This is a genomic window from Blautia sp. AF17-9LB (assembly GCF_003479185.1).
Taxonomy (GTDB): Bacteria; Bacillota; Clostridia; order Lachnospirales; family Lachnospiraceae; genus Fusicatenibacter; species Fusicatenibacter saccharivorans.
Map to the genome: position 1 here is coordinate 80,938 of NZ_QUGU01000009.1, position 25,080 is coordinate 106,017.

Annotated in this window: 19 protein-coding genes; 12 read left to right on the plus strand and 7 right to left on the minus strand. The window is 45.3% G+C overall.

Annotation, left to right across the window (positions count from 1 at the left end):
* Positions 1 to 8: 8 nt before the first annotated feature.
* Together DWX00_RS11015 and DWX00_RS11020 are read left to right on the plus strand one after the other, a co-directional pair.
* On the plus strand, positions 9 to 365 hold the full coding sequence (locus DWX00_RS11015) for a hypothetical protein (protein ID WP_022461240.1): 357 nt from the start codon (positions 9 to 11) through the stop codon (positions 363 to 365).
* A gap of 90 nt (positions 366 to 455) precedes the next feature.
* Entirely contained in the window at positions 456 to 1,724 is a 1,269-nt protein-coding gene (locus DWX00_RS11020) for an extracellular solute-binding protein (protein ID WP_022461239.1), read from the plus strand.
* Between the two features lie 299 nt (positions 1,725 to 2,023).
* On the opposite strand, the gene DWX00_RS11025 is transcribed toward DWX00_RS11020, so the two are convergent.
* From DWX00_RS11025 to DWX00_RS11035, 3 genes are read right to left on the minus strand one after another with little or no spacing between them, the layout of a single operon-like run.
* On the minus strand, positions 2,024 to 2,722 hold the full coding sequence (locus tag DWX00_RS11025) for a nucleotide exchange factor GrpE (RefSeq protein ID WP_022461003.1): 699 nt from the start codon (positions 2,720 to 2,722) through the stop codon (positions 2,024 to 2,026).
* A 3-nt stretch (positions 2,723 to 2,725) separates the two neighbouring features.
* Positions 2,726 to 3,529 carry a hypothetical protein gene (locus tag DWX00_RS11030; protein ID WP_022461004.1) on the minus strand — a complete coding sequence of 268 codons (804 nt, stop codon included), beginning with the start codon at positions 3,527 to 3,529 and terminating at the stop codon, positions 2,726 to 2,728.
* A gap of 53 nt (positions 3,530 to 3,582) precedes the next feature.
* Positions 3,583 to 4,569, minus strand: a complete 987-nt coding sequence (locus tag DWX00_RS11035) for an aldo/keto reductase (RefSeq protein ID WP_117801808.1) — start codon at positions 4,567 to 4,569, stop codon at positions 3,583 to 3,585.
* Positions 4,570 to 4,905: 336 nt separating this feature from the next.
* Between DWX00_RS11035 and DWX00_RS11040 the strand changes: the two genes are divergently transcribed.
* The 3 genes from DWX00_RS11040 (at position 4,906) to DWX00_RS11050 (ending at position 10,342) form a co-directional block, all read left to right on the plus strand.
* Entirely contained in the window at positions 4,906 to 6,699 is a 1,794-nt protein-coding gene (locus tag DWX00_RS11040; RefSeq protein WP_118595259.1) for a family 43 glycosylhydrolase, read from the plus strand.
* Between the two features lie 91 nt (positions 6,700 to 6,790).
* Positions 6,791 to 8,944: a glycoside hydrolase family 3 N-terminal domain-containing protein gene (locus DWX00_RS11045; RefSeq protein ID WP_118595227.1), complete on the plus strand. Its 2,154-nt coding sequence runs from the start codon at positions 6,791 to 6,793 to the stop codon at positions 8,942 to 8,944.
* 12 nt (positions 8,945 to 8,956) lie between these two features.
* Positions 8,957 to 10,342 (plus strand): glycosyl hydrolase family 28 protein, encoded by a 1,386-nt coding sequence (locus DWX00_RS11050; protein ID WP_118595228.1) that lies wholly within the window; start codon positions 8,957 to 8,959, stop codon positions 10,340 to 10,342.
* Between the two features lie 357 nt (positions 10,343 to 10,699).
* On the opposite strand, the gene DWX00_RS11055 is transcribed toward DWX00_RS11050, so the two are convergent.
* Positions 10,700 to 12,157: an alpha-L-fucosidase gene (locus DWX00_RS11055; RefSeq protein WP_118595229.1), complete on the minus strand. Its 1,458-nt coding sequence runs from the start codon at positions 12,155 to 12,157 to the stop codon at positions 10,700 to 10,702.
* A 435-nt stretch (positions 12,158 to 12,592) separates the two neighbouring features.
* Between DWX00_RS11055 and DWX00_RS11060 the strand changes: the two genes are divergently transcribed.
* The 3 genes from DWX00_RS11060 (at position 12,593) to DWX00_RS11070 (ending at position 15,229) form a co-directional block, all read left to right on the plus strand.
* Positions 12,593 to 13,585: an energy-coupling factor ABC transporter permease gene (locus DWX00_RS11060; protein WP_118595230.1), complete on the plus strand. Its 993-nt coding sequence runs from the start codon at positions 12,593 to 12,595 to the stop codon at positions 13,583 to 13,585.
* 21 nt (positions 13,586 to 13,606) lie between these two features.
* On the plus strand, positions 13,607 to 14,377 hold the full coding sequence (cbiQ, locus tag DWX00_RS11065) for a cobalt ECF transporter T component CbiQ (RefSeq protein ID WP_118595231.1): 771 nt from the start codon (positions 13,607 to 13,609) through the stop codon (positions 14,375 to 14,377).
* Positions 14,378 to 14,488: 111 nt separating this feature from the next.
* Positions 14,489 to 15,229 (plus strand): energy-coupling factor ABC transporter ATP-binding protein, encoded by a 741-nt coding sequence (locus tag DWX00_RS11070; RefSeq protein WP_118595232.1) that lies wholly within the window; start codon positions 14,489 to 14,491, stop codon positions 15,227 to 15,229.
* 210 nt (positions 15,230 to 15,439) lie between these two features.
* On the opposite strand, the gene DWX00_RS11075 is transcribed toward DWX00_RS11070, so the two are convergent.
* On the minus strand, positions 15,440 to 16,780 hold the full coding sequence (locus DWX00_RS11075; RefSeq protein WP_118595233.1) for an MATE family efflux transporter: 1,341 nt from the start codon (positions 16,778 to 16,780) through the stop codon (positions 15,440 to 15,442).
* Positions 16,781 to 17,005: 225 nt separating this feature from the next.
* Here DWX00_RS11075 and DWX00_RS11080 point away from each other — a divergent pair, with 225 nt between their 5' ends.
* Together DWX00_RS11080 and DWX00_RS11085 are read left to right on the plus strand one after the other, a co-directional pair.
* A complete protein-coding gene (locus DWX00_RS11080) occupies positions 17,006 to 17,428 on the plus strand; it encodes a MarR family winged helix-turn-helix transcriptional regulator (RefSeq protein ID WP_117801822.1) in 423 nt (140 codons plus the stop codon).
* 140 nt (positions 17,429 to 17,568) lie between these two features.
* On the plus strand, positions 17,569 to 18,330 hold the full coding sequence (locus DWX00_RS11085) for a sulfite exporter TauE/SafE family protein (RefSeq protein WP_118595234.1): 762 nt from the start codon (positions 17,569 to 17,571) through the stop codon (positions 18,328 to 18,330).
* Positions 18,331 to 18,617: 287 nt separating this feature from the next.
* Here DWX00_RS11085 and DWX00_RS11090 read toward each other — a convergent pair whose 3' ends face one another.
* Positions 18,618 to 19,364, minus strand: coding sequence for an SDR family NAD(P)-dependent oxidoreductase (locus tag DWX00_RS11090; RefSeq protein WP_199669507.1), 747 nt, complete (start codon positions 19,362 to 19,364; stop codon positions 18,618 to 18,620).
* Between the two features lie 475 nt (positions 19,365 to 19,839).
* Between DWX00_RS11090 and DWX00_RS11100 the strand changes: the two genes are divergently transcribed.
* The gene (locus tag DWX00_RS11100; RefSeq protein WP_158578805.1) at positions 19,840 to 20,877 is read left to right on the plus strand and encodes a helix-turn-helix domain-containing protein; all 1,038 of its coding nucleotides are present in this window, start codon (positions 19,840 to 19,842) and stop codon (positions 20,875 to 20,877) included.
* Positions 20,878 to 20,884: 7 nt separating this feature from the next.
* Here DWX00_RS11100 and DWX00_RS11105 read toward each other — a convergent pair whose 3' ends face one another.
* Positions 20,885 to 22,030 (minus strand): substrate-binding domain-containing protein, encoded by a 1,146-nt coding sequence (locus DWX00_RS11105; RefSeq protein WP_118595238.1) that lies wholly within the window; start codon positions 22,028 to 22,030, stop codon positions 20,885 to 20,887.
* Between the two features lie 291 nt (positions 22,031 to 22,321).
* On the opposite strand from DWX00_RS11105, the gene DWX00_RS11110 reads away from it, so the two are divergent.
* Positions 22,322 to 25,072 (plus strand): alpha-mannosidase, encoded by a 2,751-nt coding sequence (locus DWX00_RS11110; protein ID WP_118595239.1) that lies wholly within the window; start codon positions 22,322 to 22,324, stop codon positions 25,070 to 25,072.
* Positions 25,073 to 25,080 lie beyond the last annotated feature (8 nt).

Below are 25,080 nucleotides of genomic sequence, written 5' to 3' on the forward strand. Positions count from 1 at the left end.
AGAAAAGTATGAAAGCGGTAAAGAAAAAAATTTCCATTTTTCTAATGACCTTAATGTTGGCCAGTACATTTTCTGCCAATGTAACAAAAGCGGATGTTATCGAAAGTAAGAATATTTTTGCGTATGAAGAAATTATGCCGTATGCTGCAGTTTGCCCGAGATGTGGAGGAAGAATAACATCGTCAACCGTATGGGGAAGCTGGATAAGCAGTGGTACAGTTACATGTACTCATGGTCACGCATGGGGAACTGATTTGAAGCAGTATAGAACAGGAATAAAAACTACAAAATGTTTAAATTGTAACGCAGGAAATACTGCTAATGTGAAAGAAACAAGAACAATTTGTCACGGATATGATAATTAATGGTTAAAACACAAGGCTGTTGTATGATATGTAAAAAAACAGAAGTCATGCAATAGCCTTGTGCTATATAGAAACATAGGGGGTAGCATAATGATGGGAAAAAGGTTGAAAGAAATTTTTGGTTTGATTCTGATTAACATCACATTAGTCAGTGGGAGCTTAAATGCAGAAACGGTATATGCAGATACACAAGCCAAGATTGAAATTGAGAAAACGGAAATGCCATTAAAAATTTGTGTTGATGAAGAAAATAAAAAAACGGTACTTCAAATAGTGGCAGCCTGGAAGAAAATATATAAAAATAATGGAGTGGAACTAATGGTAATCCCATCAGGGCAACAGGCTTCGGAAGAAAAAGTACAGGAGATCCAGAATGAAATTACGACAGGAGAAGGGCCGGATGTATTTTTGGCAGAAGGGCCGAATCCGACCTGGAGTGAGCAAAGAGCAGTTGTTTTTGAGGACCCCAAAAAAGAAATGTATCAGGGAACCTTTCTTTCGTTGAAACCATACATGAAATATTTTGATATAGATATTTTAGAAGAGAAGATTTTGTCTGCAGGTATGGCTAATGAGGAACAAATACTGATTCCTATGACATACGATTATTTTCTATATGCATTTACAACACAGGATTTACCGGAAAATACAGAAATATCAAGAAATTGGCTGGAATTAGCCAGACAAAAAGAAAAAGCAATTCAACAGATTGTAGGGCAAAGAAGTGGGGTTCAATTTTTTGATACATTTAGTGAGGTAGTTGATTATAAGAAAAAAACACTTCTATATTCGGAAGAGCAGATAAAAAAAGTTTTGGATGAAACAGTAGCATTAAAAACAAGATCATTAGCTTTAAACTGGAAAATAAAAGATACAGGAGTAGTAAGTCTAAATGATTTGGAAGAACTTGGAGGTGAAAAAACAGTTCATACGGTATTTGCAATGCCGAATCAGGAAGGCGGATTCACTGCAAATGTTACACTTTATGCAGGAATTAATAAGAACACAAAGCAACCTTTAAAAGCAGTCTCCTTTTTACAAATGCTATACAGTGAAGAAGTTTTATCAGGAAAAGGAATAGAGTTAGAAGATAGAAGAGAGGCAAGCAATATAAGATTTCCGCAAGGGGTTTCTATTTACAAAAAGGAACTAGAAAAACGAATGCGGAGTCTTTCGAGACAAGATCAAAAACAAATCAAAACGATACAGGAAGAAGTAAACACCGTTCGATTTTATTCGGTATGGGACAGGGAACTTAATTCCTTATTATCTAAGTATGAGGCACAGGAAGATGAAAAGCAAAAAGAGCATGTCTTCATAAAAACAATACAGAAATGGAAGGGAAAAATACAGAAATGACATAAAAAATCAGCCCTGTGGAGTGAGAGTTGCAAGAAACAGATTTTCCGGAGTACTGTGGAACAGTCTGTAAAGCTAAAGCGGATATTCGCAATCCGCTTCGTTACTTGCTCATAACTGAATAGCTGCTTCACCGCTTATCAGGACTTGGTTGATTCGGTTAAATTCTTTTAGGGTTTGTCAAGGGTGATGAGGAGCTTTAAAAACAGGCTCCTCTTCACCCTTAATTTATATATCGGTTAATGATCTGTGCGTTTGAGAAATTGATTCGTATATATCAAGACACATATGACAGAGCATTACTTTTGACAGGAATTTTTAGAAACAATAACCTTTGTCGGTCGATACAGTTTTTCTCCGAAGAAGTAGCCTTTCTGTATTTCCTCGACAACTCTGTCTTCTTCCACCCGGTCGGTTTCTTCGATGTGCACTGCATCATGGATATGAGGATCAAATATTGTACCATTTGCTTCCATCGGTAAGACATTCAGCTGATATAAATTCTGCGCCAAAGCTGTACGGAAATCCATCATAAGAAGCTTTTCATCCATATAGGCCCAGCGATTCGTCGTTCGTTCCGAACTGACAATTCCATATTCGAGATTGTCTTTTACAGCCAGCAGCTTTTCAATCCATGTGCTGACTCGGATATTTGTATCTCCGTCATGACAGTCTGCAAATACTTCTTGTGTCTGTCTGGCGATCATCTGGATTCTCTTTCCAATTGCAGAAGCCTTCGTTGTGGGGTTCAGATTTTCCGCCCCCAGGCAAAACTCTTTTCCGGCCTGAAGTACATTTGCGAGAAGCTGTTCCGGTACGAAAACGGTATTTATCGGGAAGCGTTTCGGCTTTTCTTCTGTGAATTGACTCAAATCTATCTTTGCAAGATTCTCTCCTGATTGCAGTATCAGGGTAAAATCGCCGCATTCCATTCCAACCTCGATCCATGCTTTCAGCCGGCTTGCATCCTTTGGAAATTCAGGACAGATCTCCTCCATTTTCTAGGTTCTGACTTTCCTTTTAGAATCCTTTGATTTCAGATACAGGTTCAGACCTTTTCCTTTGATTCCGGAATCCAGCAAAATGTCGAAACCATCTGTTCGCATGGGAATCATGTGTCGTTCTTCGTTAAGCCAGGTTAATGGAATGCATTCCTTTCCCCATTGGATGGTTGAAATTTCAATTCCGGCGGTCCATGGGAAAAGTACAAGCATGGTAATAGGCTTCGCGGTAGGATTGGTAAGTCTGGCTCCCTGGGCTGCAGTTCTATCCGCGGCCACAACGGAAAGATCCTCGTATCCGATTGTTTCCTGACCCAGTGTTTCTCTCGATTTCGTATCACTTAGATAATAGTACGTCATATTTGGAATCATTTCTGGAGTATTCTCTCCGATGGTATATTCCAATCCTTCCAGCATATTAGTTTGATCTGTCCATGCTGAAAATTCTGCCAGCAGATTTTGCTTTTTACAATTTGAAATCACACGAACCCCAAATTGCTGGTCATGTTTCATATCTTGTGCTTTTGAAAGGGCACAAGCATCTGTCGCAGTCATAACCCTTATTACATGAAAGCCTGCTTTTTCCATGGCGGTCCGTACATTTTTCTGCGTTATAATTTCCGGTATAGAAAGGGCAAGCACACAATCGCTTATCTGTGCAAATGCAGTTTTTTGAAGCTCCATTTTCAATTCCTTCATCAGAGCAATACAATATCGAATCGAACAAGGCTCCAGGGTAGAAGAAACTGCGCTTTCTGCTTCCTGCATAAAGTCTTCTTCGTCTGTGTTTCTCTCGTGAAGCATCCGTAATATCCGCCTGACTCATAACGGTGAAGATACGGAGCAGTTACTTTTTATCAAGGGTTCTCGCGCATTACGCCGACCAGTGCATGCGGGACATATGGCTCTTCGAGATAAGCAGTCTCATCCGGTGTCAGCTGTACACCGATGGCTTTGACGCCCTCTTCAATATGCGATACCTTTGTCGCCCCGACAACCGGAGCAGTTACTTTTGTGAGCAGCCATCCGAGCGAAATCTGGATTCTCGTCAGCCCCTTCTTCTTTGCAAGTTCACCGACGCGGTCGATAATGATGGCGTCTTTTTCTTTCGTCGCATCATACTTTCCTTTTGCGTACGTATCTTCCTGCAGCCGTTTGGAAAGCTCCGACGGTTTTTTTGCCAGGCGGCCGGAAGCCAGCGGGCTGTACGGTGTCAGTGCAATATTCTGATCCTTGCAGAACGGAACCATCTCGCGTTCCTCCTCGCGGAATAGCAGATTGTAATGTCCCTGAATCGAAACAAATTTGGCCCAGCCGTTCTTATCCGCAATATAATTTGCTTTTGCCAGCTGCCATGCGAAGCAGTTAGAAATACCGATGGCGCGTACCTTTCCTGCAACGACAGCTGAATTTAATGCCTCCATCATTTCTTCTACCGGTGTGTGATAGTCCCACATATGGCAGATATAAAGGTCAACATAGTCCATGCCAAGATTCGTAAGGCTGCGATCGAGAAGACCTAAAATATGATCTTTTCCGCTCACCCCGTCTGCAATTTCCTGCGGGCTGCGCGGGAAAAATTTTGTTGCGACAACGACTTCATCACGTTTTGCAAAATCGTTCAGCGCGCGTCCCAGATACTGCTCGCTGGTGCCGCTCTGATAACCGGCAGCGGTATCAAAAAAGTTTACACCAAGTTCCAGACCGCGTTTTAAAATCGCGCGGGAATGCTCCTCGTCCAGTGTCCAGGAATGTATGCCGCTTTTTGCATTTCCAAATCCCATACATCCCATACAGATTCTCGATACCTTTAAATCCGAATTTCCAAGTTTTGTGTATTCCATGAAAAAATCTCCCTGTGCGATGATGTACTCCCAGAGTACATGATTTCGTGCTTTTCTAAGATACTTCCATTGTAAAATCGGAATACAGATTTGTCCAATACTTGATGCAAAAAGAAGGGTATGTTCAAAAAGCATGAAGAACGAGAGAAAGAACAGGAAAAACATGTGAAGGAACATATACAAAATCAAGTGAAAGTCAGTTTTCTAAAAGTAAAAAGTCAAATCAGAACATTTTTTTTCATCCCGGAGTATGCTAAAATTTTTTTATAAGACAAAGACAGGATGTGCGAAAGCATGTTGCAGGGGTTTTTACGCACAATCCGGAAAAGAGGAAACATGAAGAAACAGTATTACTGCAATCCATTAAACATGGACTACCGTTACCAGTTTATCGAGGATATGAGAAGCGGCGAGGACAAGATTTCCCGCGAGGCCGCCGATCCGTCGATGATTTTATTTCAGGGAAAATATTATATTTTTGCATCCATGACTTTGAGCGTCTGGGTTTCGGAGGATATGGTTCACTGGGAGAGCCACCGTCTGCCGGACAGCCTGCCGCTGTATGACTATGCGCCGGATGTGCGCGTGGTCGGCGATTACGTGTATTTCAGCGCATCCCGTCGTGGCACGATCTGCGATTTTTACCGCACGAAAGATATCTTAAACGGTCCGTTTGAGCGTATTCCGGGAACCTTCGATTTCTGGGATCCGAACCTGTTTCTTGATGATGACGGAAAGCTCTATTTTTACTGGGGATGCAATAACGTGACTCCGATCTGGGGTGTGGAGCTTGAACCGGAGACGATGGTTCCAAAGACCGAGAGAAAAGAACTGATCTACGGTCAGCCGGAAAAAATCGGATACGAGCGCGTCGGAGAAAATCATTCCAAAATGCCGCTGAGTGAAGAAGAAGCTGTTGAAAAATTCAAAGAATTTCTGAAAGCACAGGGAAAAGATGCGGATCATCTGACGGAGGAGCAGATCGGGTTTGCCAAAATTATGTTCAGCCAGAGACCGTTCATCGAGGGCGCATGGATGACAAAGCACAATGGAATCTATTATCTCCAGTATGCCGGCCCGGGAACGGAATACAACGTTTACGGTGACGGTGTTTACGAGAGTGATTCCCCGCTTGGCCCGTTCCATCTGGCAAAGAACAATCCATATTCCTATAAACCGGGCGGATTCCTGCGCGGTGCAGGCCACGGTTCGACGATGGAAGACCGCTATGGAAACTGGTGGCATACCGCGACAATGCAGATCAGCAAAAACCACGATATGGAGCGTCGCGTCGGCATCTGGCGGGCAGGTTTCGACAAAGATGGTGTCCTGTTCTGTAATCAGCAGTTCGGCGACTGGCCGATGGCGGTGGAGCAGGCAAAAGAAGACCCATGGGCAAAACCGGAGTGGTATCTCTTAAGCTATCAGAAAGCAATGACGGCATCGTCCTCGGAAGAAGGCAGAGAACCGTCGTTTGCGACAGATGAAAATATCCAGACCTGGTGGCGCGCAGCCGGAAATCAGCCGGGTGAGTGGATTTCGATGGATCTTGGTGAGGTAAAAGATGTCCGCGCCGTACAGATCAATTTTGCAGATGACAAAATCGATGCACCTCTGCCGGGCGAGCGTCAGGGCGAACGATATATCGACCCGAGCCAGCATAAGACCAGATGGCTGCTTGAGGCATCCGCCGATGGAACAAACTATTTTGTTCTGGCAGATAAATCAGACGCAGAAACCAATTTGCCGCACGATTTCATCGTAAAAGAAGAGGGTGTACAGATCCGTTATCTGAAACTCACTGTTTTTGAAGTGCCGTACAACCAGAATCCATGCATCTCCGGTCTTCGTGTTTTCGGCCTCGGCAACGGCGAAAAACCATCCGCACCGCAGTACCAGGCAGAGCGGACCGGAACTATGGATATGCGCATCACCATCGAGCCACAGACAGACGCTGTCGGATACAACGTCCTCTGGGGTTTTGCACCGGACAAGCTGTATCACAGCTGCATGACCTTTATGCCGGAGCAAAATATTGGAGCGCTGGTAGAAGGCGAAACGGTGTATGTGAGAGTCGATGCGTTTAATGAAAATGGAATTACGGAAGGAACCGTAAGGCCGCTTGCATGATACAATTATATTGAAAAAGCAGAAAAACAGCTCAGGTGCTCTTTGGAGAAATGAACATTAGAAATAAACGGATTGAACATAAGGAGTATTTATGGAAATACATGAATTACAGCAATTGCTGTCAGAAATGTCATTACAGGAAAAAATAGGACAGATGGTGCAGCTCACCGGTGTATACTTCGATAAAGAGGCAGTACTCACCGGTGTTGTTGGCGAACAGTTACCACCGGAATGGATCATTCAATATGCCGGTTCAGTGCTTGGAGTGATCGGTAAAGATAAAATTTATGATATTCAGAGCAGATATATGGAACAGCATCCCCATCATATTCCGCTTCTTTTTATGGCAGATGTTATCCATGGATGTCGGACGATTTTTCCGATTCCGTTGGGGCAGGCGTGTTCATTTCATCCGGAACTGGTGTCTGAGGCGGCTTCTATAGCTGCCTTGGAGGCATCTTCAGAAGGGCTCAGAGCAACATTTTCTCCTATGATTGATGTTTCAAGAGATCCCAGATGGGGAAGGATGATGGAATCCTTTGGAGAAGATCCATATGTAAATGGGATCATGGGAAAAGCAATGGTAGATGGCTATCAGCAGAAAGATGATGCCGGAATAGCGGCATGCCTGAAGCATTTTGCGGGTTATGGGGCAGTGAATGCAGGAAGGGAATATAATGATGTTGAAATATCCCAGCGGACATTTCTGGAACAGTATGTAAAACCTTTCCGTATGGCATTAAAAGCAAAGCCTGCTATGGTCATGACAGCTTTTAATGCTATTGACCGTAAACCGATAAGCGGAAATAAGGAACTTCTTAAAGGGCTTCTGCGGGATAAGGAAGGATTTGAGGGAACTGTAATTTCAGATTGGGGCTCCATAGGTCAGCTGGAAGAACAGGGAGTGGCAGCTGATATGGAAGAAGCAGCAATTCAGGCTTCCGAAGCCGGTGTAGACATTGATATGATGAGTCCTGCTTATATGCTGTGTCTGGAAAAACTGGTAGAAAGCGGAAAAATCCCGAAAGCGTTTGTTGATGAAAGTGCATTCCGGGTCCTGATGATGAAAAATCAGCTGGGGCTTTTTGAAAATCCGTTTGCCGGTCTTGGAAAGAGTGGAAAACTGACTCTGCATAACCGGGAAAAGGCATATCAGCTGGCGGGCGAAAGCTGTGTCCTTTTGAAAAATGAAAAGCTGCTGCCATTAAGCAGGAAGAAGAAAGTTATCTGGGCAGGTCCTTATACAGCGTCAAGAGAATTTTTAAGCCGCTGGTCAATTTTTGGAGAACATGAGGCAGTTGAAACAATAGAAGATATTTTACAAAAAAAGCAGATAGAAGCAGAATGTATTACAGGATGCAATATTCTTTCTGATGAAGAGTGTAAGGTATGGCAGGTGGAACAGGAATTGTCTGACAAGCCAAGGGATGAGCAGTGGCTGGAAACGATAACCCATGAAGATACGGTTGTATGTGTACTGGGTGAACATGAGTCCCAGTCAGGAGAGACTGCCAGCAGGGCATTTCTGACTTTGCCGGAAGAACAGCAGGTGTTATTTGAAAAAATAGCAGAACGTACAAGTAATATTGTGACTGTGGTAATTACAGGAAGACCATTGGACCTGCGGAGGATATCAGAAAGATCCAAGGCTGTCATTATGGCATGGAGACCCGGCACTATGGGAGCTGAAGCAATCATAGATCTTGTGTATGGCAGAATAAACCCTTCCGGCAAATTATCTGTGAGTATTCCATGGTGTGTGGGACAGGTGCCCATAAGCTACTGGGATGTAAAAACCGGACATATACTTACAGAAGATAATTCAGAAAATCGTTTTGCCAGCAGATATATGGATATCCCAAATACGCCGTTATATCCATTTGGCTATGGATTGTCCTATACAGAGTTTGATATTTCGGACATTGATGTGCAGACAGGACAGGATAAAAAAGTACATATACATTGTAATGTGTGCAATACAGGGAATGTTGCGGGAGCAGAAGTAGTCCAGTGTTATTATGAAACATTATATGCATCTGTAGTACGTCCAAAGAAAGAACTTGTCCGTTTCCGAAAGGTTTTCCTGGAGCCGGGGGAAAAGAAGGATGTAGATTTCTTTATTGACCAGGAAGAATTCTCATATTATGGCAAAAACATGGAAACCGTCAGCAGCGGAATGAAACTGCGTATCAGTATTGGAAACAGTAGTGACCACCTTGTTTCTGAGAACATTATACAAGTATAGGAAAAAAGAGACATGAAGGATTTTGAAAATGATTTGATTTATTATCCTAATCCGGACCCGGTCAAGGAACCGAGATTTATTTTAAATTCTGTAGATGAATTGGAAAAATCAGCAAAATACAGTGTTACCTGCAATGGAACAGAGCGAGTGGTATACCATACAGATTCGTTTGACTATGTTGTTGTAGTAGATAACGAAGCGTATGATCTGGAGATTTCAATCCATGCATCATATGAAAAACTTGAAATCCGTCCGTCCAGCTTTGGCATAGTTCCTTCTGTAAAAGGAGAAACAATCCATATCCATCTTGATGAACCGAGAAAGTTTACTGTAGAGACAGATGGTGGTCTTCATGATGCATTGTTTGTACTTTGCTCGCACAGGATTGAGAAACCGGCAGATACCACCATCTGCTTTGAAAAGGGCAAGGTATATAATGTAGGAGTTCTTACCTTAAAGTCCAATGATACGGTTTATATTGAGGAAGGTGCGGTTGTATCAGGGTGTGTATATGCAGACCACTGTGACAATATTTCCATTGTAGGAAACGGAATTATCAACGGAGCCTGCTGGCATCTGCCGGACAGTAATGCACACCGTTTCTTTATCTATGCCAAGTGGTGTAATAATGTACTCTTAAAAGGCTTTACGGCTGTAGACGGACCTTCCTGGCATGTAGTTCCTGCGGCGTGTGACCATGTTGTGATTGATAATATGAATATTATGTCGAGGATTGTAACGGGAGACGGTATTGATATTACGAGCAGCCAGGATGTAGAGGTAAAAAATTGCTTTATCCGTTCCACAGACGACAGTATCTGCATCAAATCCCAAAGATTGTTTGAAGATCCGTCAACGGTACGTGATGTAACAAAAGTGCGTGTTCACAATAACGTAATCTGGAATGCAGAACCCGGTAATGCCATAGAGCTTGGTTATGCCCTCCAGAGCGAAATCCACGACCTGGTATTTGAAGACTGTGACATCATACACTGCCAGTATGAAGGAAACATGGGTGGTGCGGCGATTTCCATACATCAGGCAGATGGAGGTCATGTTCATGATATACATTATAAAAACATCAGAGTAGAGCAGGCAGAACAGAAACTGTTCGATATTAAGGTTCTGCTTTGCAAATATACGGAACAGCTTGCCAAAGGAGAGATTAATGATATCTATTTTGATAATATCCAGGTGCTGAACGGAGATATCCCGGTTTCCGTGATCCGGGGGTACCAGACACCGACAGAAGAAGTACGTGTTCATGATGTCCATTTTGATAACATTACTTTTATGGGGAACAAGTGTGAAACCTGGCAGGATATGCGGCTAGTCACAGAACTGGCAAATGATATTTACGTCAACGGTGTCAGAACATGCAGACAGATGAAATTCTGAGAATATTACCATATAGGGAAGATTCAACAAATAATGGCAAGGATTCTCCCACCTCGATAGGTGGTGAGATGAATTGCAAATAAGAAAATTAACGGCAGTGGAGGGCGGAGAGAAATCGGTATCCCTACTGACATGAGGCAAACCACAGTCAGCATTCTGCTGACAAGTCAGACTCTGTGAAATTACCGACTGTGGATTGAAACAACTTCTTAAATGAATATAGTTTTTTCAATTATATTGACAAAGCAGAAAAACAGTTCAGGTGCAGAAATGCACTTGAACTGTTTTGACGTTAGGCGTATCAATGACTAATCCAGCCGACCTGAATGGATCAAGGAAAATTTTACACTTGTTGATTTACCGTTCTTTCTTCATCTCAAACACCAGCGCAATCGGTGCGGAGCCTCGTCTGTATCCTGCCGGGACAGTTATGCAAAGGCCGCCTTCGACTTCTTTGAATGCAACCTTTTCTCCGTTTTCCACCATACAGATCTCCGAAATCTTCGTCTCGGTATACGGTACGAAAATTTCTGCCTCTACCGATTCCTGTACCGTCGGATATAACCGGAATACATAGACAGAATCACCTTTCTGTGTGAACGAAAGGGTTCCGCTCTGGTACGGCGCGCAGACGCGGGTTCCGTAGATAGCATCGCCGAAGGTTTTCATCCACTGGCCAAAACCGTTCAGGCTGTCCCAGGCATCGACCGGGATGCGGCCGTCTGGCTGTGGGCTGACGTTCAGTGCCATGTTGCCGCCTTTGGCAACGATGTTGACAAGCATGCCGACAAGCTCACGCGGAGATTTATAATGATCGCCGTATTCGTACGTAAAGTCAACGCCGAGGGTAAGGCAGCTTTCCCATGGAACGTTCAGCGGTTCTTCCGGAATGCAGAGCTCCGGTGTCACGTAGTTTTCGTAAGCGCCGCCGATTGTACGGTCAACGGAGAGAATCCACGGCTGAATCTTACGTGCTTCCTCAACGATCTCTCCAAGCTCAATATCCTGGCCGTTGCTCTCAGAGACCCAGCCCGCGTCGAACCAGAGAATATCCAGCTTACCGTAATTCTCACAGAGCTCCAGAACCTGATTTTTTGTATATTCTTTAAAACGGTTCCACACGTTGGGATATTCCTTCGGATCGTAGGAAGGTCCGCGGGATGTCAGACCATCTTTTCTCAGATCTTCATTCCAGTAGTCCGGGCAGTGCCAGTCGGCTTTGGAAAAATAAGCACCGATGCCGATGCCTTTTGCACGGAATGCATCAAACATGGATTTTACGATATCCGCATTTTTATGTTCATGGAACGGGCAGTCCTCTGCAGTTGTTTTATAATCTGTATATTTGGTGTCCCAGAGGCAGAATCCGTCGTGATGCTTTGTGGTCAGAAGAAGATAACGGAATCCGCAGTCCTCTGCCATCTGCGCCCATTCCTCCGGCTGAAAGCGGACCGGATTAAACGAACGATTCAGGCCGAAATACTGTTTTTTAAAGGTTTCGCCGTCCGTCCAGTTTACCTGGTGGCGGGACCAGTCTGAATCCTTGTCGCTTAATGCCCAGGAGGCAACCATGCCGGGCTGGCAGTACAATCCAAAATGCATCATCAGCGCAAGCTTCTGATCCCGGAACCATTCGAGCTGCTGCAGAACAGCCGGATCGGTCGGACACACATACGTTTCAGCGGCGCTGTAGTTGTGGACACCCTGGGAAACAATTTCCTGTTCTGGATCAGAGGGCGCTTCATTGCCCAGGATATCGATGATCGGTTCCGTTGTTCTGTTTTGATCTTCGTGTTCTAAGTTCTCTGTGCTCATAAGAGAGTCTCCTTCTCGTCAAGATGAAATTCACACCAATACTCGAAAATACAGCCAGAACCCGTTAAAGAGCCGGTTTTGGCACTAAAATAAGAAAGAATCCTGCCCGGAGGGCTTTTTTCTGTAGAAAAAACCGCGGCGACCCGATGACGTGCAGGCGGCCGCGGATCGGACAGGAATCCTGTCCTCGAGATAGTGTGTGTACGGACTCCCGACACCGGGATATCCGTCTGTGTTGTCTATAGAATACCATATAAATGTTAAAAAGTCACCCTTTAAATTTAAACAAAATGTTCATAAAAAATCGGTAAAAGTGAACAAAAAGGATCATAAAAAAATCTAAAAAAATAACCCCTACGGGGGCTTGCAGGACGAATTTTAGCGTAGTAAAGTAAAAAAAAGAAAAAAACAGAAAACAAAAAGGAGGAGAATATTATGCATATGGCTGATGCGTTGGTTGCGCCTGCAGTGGCTGCAACAATGTATGTCTGTTCCGGCGGAGCAGCTGGTTTTTCTGTAAAAAAAGTACGCCTGGAGAGCGACCCGAAAAAGATCCCAGTGATGGGAGTGATGGGTGCGTTTGTCTTTGCGGCGCAGATGATTAACTTTACAATTCCGGGCACAGGATCGAGTGGTCATCTCTGCGGAGGGATGATGCTGACTGCATTACTCGGACCGTACGCCGCATTTTTAACAATGATCGGTGTGCTGCTGATCCAGTGTCTGCTGTTTGCGGACGGCGGTCTTCTGGCGCTTGGGTGCAACATCTGGAATATGGCGTTTTATGGGTGCTTTCTCGGCTATTTCCTGTTCTGGTGTCCGATGATGAAAAAGGGAATGTCGCGCGGAAAGATTGTAGGTGCTTCCATCCTTGGGTGCGTGGTGACGCTGCAGCTTGGTGCTTTCAGTGTGGCGCTGGAAACACTTGCATCCGGTATTACGGATCTGCCGTTTTCTGTATTTGTGGCAACAATGCAGCCGATTCATCTCGCGATTGGTCTTGTAGAAGGCCTGATTACAGCGGCCGTTCTGCTGTTCGTCTATGAAGCGCGTCCGGAGATGCTTTCGTGCAGCGAAGAAAGGGCAAAGAGCCGCTTTTCTTTCAAGAAGACAATTGCGATTTTAGACATCGCAGCACTGGTGATCGGCGGAGCTGTTTCTCTTGCGGCATCCTCCAATCCGGATGGACTTGAGTGGTCCATGGAGCGTCTGACTGGCTCGACGGAACTGGAAAACGACGGAACCGGCGCACATGCAACGGCGGAAGAAATTCAGGAAAAAACGGCACTTCTGCCGGACTATGGATTTAAAAATTCCGATTCCACATTTGGAACCAGCTTTTCCGGAATTGCGGGATCCGCAGTCGTTCTTGTTGTCTGTGTCGGTGCATGCTATGCATTCCGCTTCTTTAAAAAGAAAAAGTCATAAGCTGTACGGAACAGGAGAAAAATGAATAAACTTGGCAATGCATTATATGAAATTCATCATCTGGACATGCTTGCGACGAAAGACCAGTGGGTGAACAAAATTCATCCACTGGTTAAACTCGTTTTGACGATTGTTTTTCTGACCGTAACGATGTCCTTTCCAAAGTACGATCTGACCGGCCTGCTGCGCATGGGAATTTATCCGATTGTGCTCTTTATTGTCGGCGAAATTTCGTTAAGCGACAGCATCCGGCGGCTTCGGATTGTTCTGCCGCTCGTCTGTTTTGTGGGGCTGTTCAATCCGATCTTTGACCGTCAGGTAATCGGGCATATTGGTACTGCTCCGCTGACAGCAGGGATGCTTTCCATGGTGACGCTGATGATCAAAGGTATTTACAGCGTACTGGCGGCGTATCTTCTGATTGCGACAACATCCATCGAGAAAATCTGTTATGCACTGCGTCTGGTTCATATCCCTGCCATTCTGGTGACACAGGTGCTGCTGACGTACCGCTATGTCACGGTGCTTCTTGAAGAGGCAAGCCGTATGACCCAGGCGTACAGTCTGCGCGCGCCGAATCAGAAGGGTGTTCATTTCAAGGTATGGGGAACACTGGCCGGCCAGCTGCTTCTGCGCAGCATGGACCGCGCAAATGAGGTGTATGAAAGCATGACTTTGCGTGGCTATCAGGGAGAATTTTACTATACAGCGAAGGAGCCGTGCAAAGCGAAGGACTGGCTGTATATGGGTGTGTGGCTTGTACTTTTTGCCGTACTGAAAGTAACGGGATGAAGCGCTGCGTGGGAAGACATCTATTTGCAACAAGTCGGAAGAAGTAGAAAAGCAACCTGGTGCAGTTGCCTGCACGCGGGAAGAGAAAAGAATTGTCGGGAGATATCAAAAATGAGCCATATTCACATCAATTTTGAACATGTTAATTATTCTTACGAAAAATCAGTCCCGATTCTGCAGGACATCACGTTTACTGCACACGAAAATGACAGCATCGGGCTGATCGGCGCGAACGGTGTTGGAAAATCGACGCTGCTGAAACTTCTGGTGGGACTGAATCTGGACTACGAGGGCAGCATCCGTGTGGAGGAAATGCCGGTTGTAAAAGAGATGCTTCCTAAAGTGCGCGAAAAAATCGGCTACGTATTCCAGGATTCCGACAGCCAGCTTTTCATGTCGACGGTATTTGAGGATGTTGCATTTGCTCCGCGAAATTACGGGCTGCCGGAGAAAGAGGTGGAAAAACGTGTAAACCATGCACTGAAACAGATTCACATCGAGCATCTGCGGGACAAACAAATTTACAAAATGTCGGGCGGAGAAAAAAAGATGGCATCCATCGCGACGATTCTCGCTATGACACCGGATATTATCCTGATGGACGAGCCATCGATTGCACTCGATCCCAGAAACCGCAGATCACTGATCCACATTCTGAACGATTTTGAACATCTGAAAATCATTGCATCGCACGATCTCGACATGATTCTGGAAACGTGCAGTCGCGTGATTCTGATGTCCGGCGGGCGCATTGTCTGCGATGGAGATGCAAAAGAAATTTTGACGAACCAGGAACTTCTCGAGGAAAATGGACTGGAACTGCCGTTCTGCCTGCAGAAGCCGGTGTGGTAGAAAAGGCCGAAAAAAACAAAAGAAAACAACAACCGGTGATATCTGAAATCAAAAAATCAGATATTCCCGGTTGTTGTTTTTAAAAAGAATCCGAAGGTCGAATCGGGATTCGGATCTCCGTTACAAATTTTTCCGGATCGCTTGTCATTCCGTTGTCAATTAAGGTGATTTCCTGCGATCGTCTGTCATAAAGATATCTCCAAAGAAAATTTATGCAGCAGTACGAATCGGTTTCTTCTTTAAGTACCGGAACACCAGCAGGCAGATAATAAGAGAGGTCAGAGATCCGCATGCCGTTGCAATGCCCATCGGGAACAGCGTGTCCGGGAACCAGATGGAAGTCAGATACACACCGGGGATTCTGACAAGCAGAATGGCAATGATATTGTGCAGGAAGGAAAATTCCGACCGTCCGCAGGCACAGAAATAGCCGCTGAAGGTGAAGTGGACTCCAGCAAAAATGCAGTCCCAGATATAACCGCGGATATACTGACCGCCGAGGCGTGCAACCTCCGCATCTGTTGTGAAAAGACCGACCACAGGAACGGAAATAAACTGAATCGTAATAACGACGATCAGTCCGAAAACGACAGTAATCAGTGCAGCACACCACATGGTCTGTTCGGCACGCTTCTGCTTTCCAGCACCGATGTTCTGCGCGCCGAGCGCCGAAACAGTGGAAAGCATGGAAGATGGAATCAGGAACAGGAAGCTGATGATTTTCTCTACAATACCGACTGCAGCCGCTGCTTCCAGGCCACGCCGGTTAGCGATGATGGTAATGATGATAAAGGCGATCTGAATAAAACCATCCTGCAGGGCGATCGGAACACCGATTTTAAGAATCTGTCCCATCACAGCTGTCTGAGGGGAGAGATCCGACCGGGTAAGACGGATGCCGGTATCACGTTTGCGGATCGCAATCAGTGCCAGAATGACGCTGAGTGTCTGGGAAAGCGTGGTTCCAAGCGCGGCACCGGATGGACCAAGATGCAGGGCGCCCATAAAGAGATAGTCGAGTGTGATATTGGCCGCACATGCGACCGCGATGAAGTACATCGGGCTTTTCGAATCACCAAGTCCACGGAAGATGGAACTGATGATATTATACGCGGTGATGAATGGAATACCAATGAAACAGATCGTCAGATAAGCGACGGTGCCGGAAACGGCTTCGGATGGTGTGGACATCACAAGTACGATCGGCTTTACCAGAAGAAGCAGGATTACCATCAGCACGACGGAAACACCGAGAAATAAAGTGATGGTATTTCCTGTGCAGCGTGATGCCTGCTTTTTATCTTTTGCGCCGACGGCCTGCGCAATGCTGACAGTCGTTCCCATGGCAAGTCCCACGATGATAACGGTAATCATATGCATAACCTGACTGCCGATGGAAACGGCTGTTGTACCGGCCGCGCCTTCAAACTGTCCGATGATGAAAAGATCCGCCATGCCGTAGAGCGTCTGCAGAAAATACGATAAGAGATAAGGCAGCGAAAAATAGAAAATATTTTTCCGGATACTGCCGGTTGTTAAGTTTCGTTCCATGATAGGGAAACCTCCTGTTGTAGAATGTTACGATTATAGTAAACCCTACAATGATTATAGAGTCAAGAATATAATTTTCTGCACTTTATAAAAATACTTTAGATTTATAAGTTCGAACGTTTTCCGTGTGCACTCCTTGACAAATGTTCAAAAAAGAACTATTATACAAAAAAGTTCAAAATAGAACAAATAAGAATATCAAGTTAAAAAAGAAGGTGAAAAAGTATGTTTGATGAACAATGGCAATTTGCAGTGGAGGTAGAACGAAAATACGCCAAGTACCGAAAAAAGGTCATGGTGCGTTATGATCTGTCAGCTGCGGAAGTGGATGTTCTGCTGTTTCTTGCGAATAACAGCCAGTTTGATCTTGCAGTGGATATTGTGCGTGTGCGGAAAATGCAGAAATCGCATGTTTCACTGGCAGTGAACAAGCTGTGTGAAAAAGGATACATTCAAAAAGAAACAGATGCGGCGGATCGCAAGAAAGTGCATTTGAAGCTAGAAGAAAGTGCATCAGAAATTATCCGCTTTGGACAGGATTGCCAGAGAGCGTTTGGAGAATCGTTGTTTTCCGGAATTTCCAGAGAAGACAGGGAAGAATTTCTCAGATTATGCGAGCTGATTCGGAGGAACGTGACGGAAAAATAAAAACGCTGAAAGCCAGAGAGAAGAACATAATAGAAAAATAAGACAAAACAAAAACAGAAAGAGGAGGAAAACAGTCATCTGCCCCTAAATGGCAAAGTACAGGAAAAGTGCAACGGATCTAAGCGGATGACAGAAAAACTATGACAATAACACAACTTATCGTATGTATTGTGGCTGGTCTTGGCGCCGGCCTTGGCACGGGACTTGCGGGACTCTCCGCAGCGGCCGTTGTTTCACCGATGCTGATTACCTTTTTACACATGCCGGCTTATCAGGCGATTGGCATTGCGCTGGCATCGGATGTGCTGGCATCAGGAGTAAGTGCCTGGACTTATAAAAAGAATAAAAACATTGATATCCGCCATGGCGTGATTATGCTGATATCTGTTCTGATTTTTACACTGGTCGGCAGCTTCGTATCTTCGCTGGTGCCAAATGGAACCATGGGCGGATTTTCGAAAGTGATGACACTGTTTGTCGGACTGAAATTTATCATCCGTCCGATTATGACAACGAAAGAAGTACAGGCAAATAAATCAGAAAAACAGAAAATCCAGCAGTCGATTCTCTGCGGTGTTGTGATTGGATTTATCTGTGGATTTGTCGGAGCAGGCGGTGGCATGATGCTGCTTCTGGTGCTGACAAGCGTGCTCGGATATGAGCTGAAAACAGCAGTTGGAACGAGCGTCTTTATTATGGCCTTTACAGCTCTGACCGGTGCAATCTCTCATTTTTATATCGGCGGCGCGCCGGACATTCCAATTCTGATTGCCTGTGTCATCAGTACCCTGGTCTTTGCACAGATTGGAGCGAAATGGGCCAACGGGGCAAATGTGAAAATGTTGAACCGCGTGACGGGAATTTTGCTCTGTGCGCTGGGAGTGGTGATGCTGTTTTTCTAACTACGTCGACTGACACTTTAGAAGTTTTCAAATATGATTTAACCAAATCAAGGAAGTCCCTTGCTTCCATGGTGAAAAACAATAAGCAGCGAATCGGATTGAGAATATCTGCTGCTATATAGGAAAAAATCCTGTGGGACATGAACTGCCTCCCAATCTTCAAAATGGAAAGCGGAAGATTGAGAGATAGTTTAACGTCTTGCAGGATTTTTTCTATCATAAAACTATAGATTTTACGCAGATAACCTCAAAATCAGAAAATGGTGTACAACTGGATGAAAAATAAATCAGGATCTCATCGCACCATCCACGGAAAGAATTTCTCCGGTTACATACGAAGCCATATCGCTTGCCAGGAAGAGGAATGCGTTTGCAATGTCTTCTGCCTCACCAATTCTTCGAAGAGGAATGCGGTTGATGAGTGGATCAATCATTTCTTTTGGAAGTGCGGCAACCATATCGGTACGGGTGATGCCAGGTGCAACCGCGTTTACACGGATATGGAAAGGACCAAGTTCCCGTGCGAGGGACCAGGTCAGACCGTTGACCGCATATTTACTGGATGGATAGGCAACGCCGCCCGGCTGGCCGCAGATGCTGACCATTGAGCTGGTATTTAAAATACAGCCGCCGCCCTGTTCTTTCATAATAGCAACGGTTGGAAGGATGCCGTTCATCATGGCGTTGACATTTAGATCCATGACACTGGCAAAGCGCTCTGCGGTATACTTGTCAATTGGTGTACTGTCTGAGACACCGGCGTTGTTCACAAGAATATCGATTTTGCCGTATTTTTCTTTGACTTTGTTGATCTCATCTACCATGGCAGCTGCATCGGTCAGCTTTGGCCATGCACCGGAAACTTTCCAGTCCGGGTTTTCTTCTTTTAAAGATGCAACCGCTTTTGCAACGGTCTCTTCCCGGGATCCGAACAGGACGACTTTCGCGCCGTTCTGCAGAAATTTGTGCACAATGGCATAGCCGATTCCTCTGGTTCCGCCGGTAACAATTGCAACTTTATCTTTTAACATCATACCATTCACCCGATCCCGTTTTTTCGTATCAATGAAAACTGATTATGCAGGCTGTAGTTTTTATTTTTTTAACGATTCGGAGAAAAATGAATTTTGCATGAAAAATCATTTGACTCTGAATGACGATTCGTTTTGGAGAATACAAAAAACGGGATATTTCCTTTCTCTTAAATTTTGTTGCAAATCTTTTCCTTTATTATACGGGATATCGTTGGTGGACAGTCAATGCAAATTTTTTCAGAAATAAACAGCATTCTTTTCTCAAAAGCAGAAGATTTCTATGGAAAAAGAGAATTGTTACGTGGCTTTTTGAGGGAAAACAGGATATAATAGGAAACAAAAGTATACACCAGGTGTATGCTTTTATAAAATCAAAACGAAAAAAGCGGAAAAACAGAAAGAAAAAGAGTGAAAAAAAGAGAAACAGTCAGAATGCGGGGGAATGACTGGACAAAAGGAAAAACGGGGTGCAACAATGAGAATTCAGGAAGTAATCAAAAAAACAGGATTGTCCAGGAGGACGGTTTATTATTATATCGATCAGAAGATGATCTCGCCTGTTGTTGATGAACATAACGGTTACCATGATTTTTCAGAAGCAGATATTCAAAAACTTTTTATCATCCGCAAGTTGCGCGAGGCAGGACTTTCACTGGCGGATATCCGCGCGATTCTTCACAAGCCGCGCACAACACCATTTTATCTGCATAAACAGCTGAATGCACTCCAGTCGCAGATGCTTACCATTCAGCAGACGATCAGCGAAATGGATCGTCTGAGCGGACAGCTTCCTGTGTGCCAGTCGCTTGAACAGCTTGCGGGGATGCTTGCAGATACCGATTTTTGCCCGGAAGATCCTACCCGGAATCAGATGGAATCCCGGGATGCCCGGCTGCTGGCACAGTATTTGTGGATGGCATATCTGGATACGCCGGTTACGGAATATCAGCAGTTTTTGTGGCAGAAAATCACACAGCATACGATTGAGCACGCAGGTACGGATTTGAAAATGATGTCCCGTTATTTACAGTACATTTCTCCGGAGCAGATTGATGCGACGAACATCAACCAGTATCTGCGCAATCAGAAAATTATCTCTCTGACGGAGGAAGATTATCCGGGTTTTATGGAAGAGCTGAAAGTTTCTTTGCTTGCGTTTGCGGCAGATCCAGTACAGCAGGAAAAATGGCGTCTTCTTTATCAGCCGGTGATCCATCCGACGGCGTTGTTCTGTGTATCCGTGAGCGGATGGATGCGGGAATTTCATCCGGCATACCGCCGCTATTATGAAAACACGCACACCTGCTGCCGGATGCTGAAAGATTTTATGGACAGTGATGAGGGAGCAGCGCTGAATGCGACACTGCGGGAGGCATTCCAGGGAAATTGTGATGTGCGTACAGGATATTACGGAGAACTGGAAGTGGCGGCAACATTCCATAAAAGTATTTATGCATTGCTGCCGCCAGAGAAGATCCGAAAATTTCTGGAAGAAAATTCAGATGAAAAATGATCTGGTTTTAGGATTCTGTTTTTATCATTCGAAGCGAGGATGCCCGGGGAACAAGTGTCACCGGCAGTACAATTTTTTCCGGTTCCGCCGCAGGGTTTTCCAGTGCGGAAAGGAGAATCCGGCTGGCTTCCCGTCCGATGCTTTCAAAGTCCTGATGAATAGAGGTAATTTCAAGACTCCGGCTGAGACTCGTGTCATCAAAACCACAGAGGCAGAGATCTTCCGGAATCCTAAGGCCAATGGTACGGCAGGCGAGAAAGATGAGTTCGGCAACCTGATCATTTTCTGCGAGAAGTGCAGTAATTCCATTTTGCCGCAGGGTAAGGAGCTGCTGTTGAAAAGGTGTGATTTCTGTTGAAAGGGCATCTTCTGTAGAAAGTGCATGTGGCCAGGTGATAAGCTGCCGGGAATCGGGCATGATTCCGGCGGCTTTTATTTCGTGCAAAAATCCGCCGAAACGATCACGGACCGACGAGGTTTCGGAAAGGGGAGCTGTTGTGAAAAAGGCGATGTTGCGATGCCCCTGTTCCAGGAGGTGACGGGTGAGCTGCCGTCCGCCATCGTAATTGTCGCAGACAACATTGTTTAAATACGGACAGTCGGTCTGCTTGTCGATGATGACAACCGGGCGGTTTGCAAACAGGAAATCGTTTAACTGTTCCAGGTGGATATTGTCACGCTTGGGATAGTAGACAAGTCCGGCGATGTTCTGAGAACGGAGCAGTTCCAGTGTCGTACGTTCCTTCGGAGAGGAAGAGCCGGTGATATGAATGCTTAAAAAGTATCCTTTTTCGGCCAGTGCGGCACTTAAGGAACCAATCGTTTCCGAAATGTTTCCCTGTGTTGTGGCAAAGGGAAGCAGCAGGGAAACCATTTTTGATTTGCTATCGGTTTCTGATGCGGAGGAGGAAACCGGTGGGATTTTCTGCGAGACAAAGCTTCCAACGCCGCGTTTTCGATACAGGATTCCCTGCTGTTCCAGATCTTCAATCGCCCGCTTTGCTGTGATGCGGCTTACCTCATATTGCTCCGAGAGCATTTTTTCCGTGCAGAACACGGCATCGGAAGAAAACTGTCCGGTGCGGATGCGCTCTAAAAGAGCTTCTTTGATGATTTCATATTTGGGTTTCGTTATTCTTTTATTTCTATCCATGTCTGTAAAATTCCTCAAATAGTATGATTGGTGACAACTGTATTTGTAAAAGTGTGATATCGACTTGCTTTGTATTATAATCTCGGGAAAAAGATAAGTCAAACTAAAAATGATATATCAAATGAAAAGAAAATGATATAAAATCATGGAAAAACGTAGAAATACTTGACAGAAGCATTGCGTTTTTTTATGATATGATATATCAAATCAACACGGCAATACAGGAACAAGACTTAATATAGAAAGAGTTTTAAGTTTGAAAATCATTTTTATAACAGGAGGAAACACATCATGAAAACAACTGTTCATATTATTTCCCATTCCCACTGGGACAGAGAGTGGTATCAGTCTTTTGAAAAACACAGAATGAAACTGATTGAGCTGGTAGACAATATTTTGGAAAAAGCAGAGAACGATCCGGAATTTGGCGGATTTTTCCTGGATGGACAGACGATTGCCCTGGACGATTACCTGGAAGTGCGCCCGGAAAAACGCGAGCAGGTGGAAAAATGCGTCCGTGAAGGAAAAATCCAGACTGGCCCGTGGTACATTCTGCAGGATGAGTTTCTGACCAGCGGTGAGGCATGTGTCCGCAATCTTCAGGTCGGCATGCAGGAAGCAGCGCGTTACGGAGCGATCGGAAATGTCGGTTATTTCCCGGATGCATTCGGAAATGCGGGACAGATGCCGCAGGTGCTGAAGCAGGCGGGCATGGATGCGGTTGTGTTCGGACGCGGTGTAAAACCGATCGGACCGAATAATGAGGTAACCGGAGGACAGTATGAGTCCACGTATTCCGAAATGATGTGGGCATCCCCGGACGGAACGAAACTGCCGGGTATTCTGTTTGCAAACTGGTATAACAACGGAGTGGAGATTCCGGTGGATGAGGCAGAAGCAAAAGTTTACTGGGACAAAAAACTGGCCGATGCGAGAAGATTTGCGGCAACACATCAGCTTCTGATGATGAACGGATGCGACCATCAGCCATTGCAGAAGGACATTACCGAGGCAATTCGTGTCGCACGGAAACTGTACCCGGACATTGAATTTATTCATTCGGATTTCAAAACCTATGTAAAGGCAATGGAAAAAGAAATTTCCGAGAATTTCTCTACGGTAAAAGGCGAGCTGACAAGCCAGGAAACAGACGGAAGATGGACACTGGCAAACACCGCTTCTTCCTGGATGGGACTGAAAGTGGACAACCGTGCCGGCGAAACAGCGCTGGAGCGGAAAGCAGAACCGGCGGCAGCCATGGCAGAGGTGCTTGGCAAAGCATACCCGGAAGACCAGATGATTTACAGCTGGAAAAAGCTGATGCAGAATCATCCGCATGACAGCATCTGCGGCTGCAGCGTCGATGAAGTAAATGAAGAAATGAAAACCCGCTTTGCGAAGAGCAGACAGGTGGCAGATGCGATTTACGATGAGAGTGTAGAATACCTGACCGATCAGGTGAATACCGCGGCACTTCCTGGAAACAGCGAAAAGATTCCGTTCGTTGTATGGAATACTTCTGGCACTGCGAAAAAACAGGTCATTGCAAAAGAACTGCACCTGTTCCGCGATTACAATCTGTTTGTATGGGATGGTTATGAGGCGGCCGAGGCTGTAGAAATGCCAAATCTGGTGCTTTGCGATGCAAACGGAAATGCAGTTCCGGCAAAAATCGAAAATGCAGGAATTTCCTTCGGATACGATCTGCCGGATGACCGGTTCCGTCAGCCATATATGGCAAAGAAGGTGCTGGTAACGTTTGAGGCAGAAGTTCCGGCGATGGGATATGCAACATATTATCTGGAGCAGGCAGAGCCGGATCAGAACCAGGAAACCTCTGCAGATTTTGCGAATGAGCGCGTTCTGGAAAATGAAAACCTGAAAGTTACGGTCAATGAGGATGGTTCCTACCAGATTCTGAATAAGGAAACCGGAAGAACGTATGAAAATCTGGGATTCTATGAAGATACCGGAGATATGGGAAATGAATATATTTATATTCAGGACTCTGGAAAACAGACAATCACAACGAAAGGCATGAAAGCTGAGATTCGCTGTGTGGAGAAAAATGCATTCCGCACGGTAGTTGAGATCTGTCACGAAATGATGATTCCGTCTGGTATGGGAGAGGAACTGCAGAGACAGCGTGAGATGTGTATTGACCCATATACGCGTGTGGCAAACCGTTCGAAGGAACTGGTTCCGATGGAAGTAAAGACGGTTCTGACACTGGAAAAATCGGGAAAAGGCCTGCACGTTGCAACGACAATCTGCAATCAGGCAAAGGATCACAGAGTCCGCGTTGTAATGCCGACGGGTCTGAATACGTCTACGCATCTGGCAGATTCTGCCTTTGAGGTTGTAAAGAGAAATAACCGTCATAATGATACCTGGACGAATCCCTGCGGATGTGAAAGACAGCAGTGCTTTGCTGCAATGGAAGATGAGACAAATGGTCTTCTTGTGGCAAACCGCGGATTGTATGAATATGAGGTTCTGGCGGATGAGGAGAATGCGATTGCGGTAACGCTGCTTCGTTCCGTTGCGGAGATGGGCGACTGGGGTTATTTCCCGACGCCAAAGGCGCAGCAGATCGGAACGTTTACCCTGGAGTTTGAAGTTGTGCCGTATGCAGCTGGTAAGATGGGCGAGGCATTTACCGAGGGTTACGCATTCCAGCAGGATCTGACAGCAGCACAGGCCGGTCTTTCAAAGGCATGGCTCAGAAAGCCGGGTCAGGTAAAACCGGAACTCGTATCGGGCGAGATGCCGCTGGAAATGAGCTTCCTCCGCTTTGAAGGGGAAGGAATTCATCTGACGGCGTTTAAGAAGGGACTTGCAAAGGACGATCTGTTTGTGCGGTTTGTGAACAATATGCCGCAGGATGAGGTACTTTCCTTCCGAAAGGAGAGCTGGATGAAAGAGGTTTACCGCAGTAATGTAGTGGAAGAGAAGGGTGAGGTACTTTGCCCGGATGAGAACGGGGTGTATCATGTGACACTCCTGGAGTTTGAGATTGCGACGTTTGGGGTTGTGAAATAACGGCTGGC

Bases quoted from the DNA above. Each gene is read 5' to 3' on its own strand.
- DWX00_RS11035 (WP_117801808.1), bottom strand. From the start codon at position 4,569: ATGGAATACACAAAACTTGGAAATTCGGATTTAAAGGTATCGAGAATC.
- DWX00_RS11050 (WP_118595228.1), top strand. From the start codon at position 8,957: ATGAAGGATTTTGAAAATGATTTGATTTATTATCCTAATCCGGACCCG.
- DWX00_RS11040 (WP_118595259.1), top strand. From the start codon at position 4,906: ATGAAGAAACAGTATTACTGCAATCCATTAAACATGGACTACCGTTAC.
- DWX00_RS11110 (WP_118595239.1), top strand. From the start codon at position 22,322: ATGAAAACAACTGTTCATATTATTTCCCATTCCCACTGGGACAGAGAG.
- DWX00_RS11045 (WP_118595227.1), top strand. From the start codon at position 6,791: ATGGAAATACATGAATTACAGCAATTGCTGTCAGAAATGTCATTACAG.
- DWX00_RS11070 (WP_118595232.1), top strand. From the start codon at position 14,489: ATGAGCCATATTCACATCAATTTTGAACATGTTAATTATTCTTACGAA.
- DWX00_RS11090 (WP_199669507.1), bottom strand. From the start codon at position 19,364: ATGATGTTAAAAGATAAAGTTGCAATTGTTACCGGCGGAACCAGAGGA.
- DWX00_RS11080 (WP_117801822.1), top strand. From the start codon at position 17,006: ATGTTTGATGAACAATGGCAATTTGCAGTGGAGGTAGAACGAAAATAC.
- DWX00_RS11105 (WP_118595238.1), bottom strand. From the start codon at position 22,030: ATGGATAGAAATAAAAGAATAACGAAACCCAAATATGAAATCATCAAA.
- cbiQ (WP_118595231.1), top strand. From the start codon at position 13,607: ATGAATAAACTTGGCAATGCATTATATGAAATTCATCATCTGGACATG.
- DWX00_RS11085 (WP_118595234.1), top strand. From the start codon at position 17,569: ATGACAATAACACAACTTATCGTATGTATTGTGGCTGGTCTTGGCGCC.
- DWX00_RS11075 (WP_118595233.1), bottom strand. From the start codon at position 16,780: ATGGAACGAAACTTAACAACCGGCAGTATCCGGAAAAATATTTTCTAT.
- DWX00_RS11060 (WP_118595230.1), top strand. From the start codon at position 12,593: ATGCATATGGCTGATGCGTTGGTTGCGCCTGCAGTGGCTGCAACAATG.
- DWX00_RS11020 (WP_022461239.1), top strand. From the start codon at position 456: ATGATGGGAAAAAGGTTGAAAGAAATTTTTGGTTTGATTCTGATTAAC.
- DWX00_RS11030 (WP_022461004.1), bottom strand. From the start codon at position 3,529: ATGCTTCACGAGAGAAACACAGACGAAGAAGACTTTATGCAGGAAGCA.
- DWX00_RS11100 (WP_158578805.1), top strand. From the start codon at position 19,840: ATGAGAATTCAGGAAGTAATCAAAAAAACAGGATTGTCCAGGAGGACG.
- DWX00_RS11025 (WP_022461003.1), bottom strand. From the start codon at position 2,722: ATGGAGGAGATCTGTCCTGAATTTCCAAAGGATGCAAGCCGGCTGAAA.
- DWX00_RS11015 (WP_022461240.1), top strand. From the start codon at position 9: ATGAAAGCGGTAAAGAAAAAAATTTCCATTTTTCTAATGACCTTAATG.
- DWX00_RS11055 (WP_118595229.1), bottom strand. From the start codon at position 12,157: ATGAGCACAGAGAACTTAGAACACGAAGATCAAAACAGAACAACGGAA.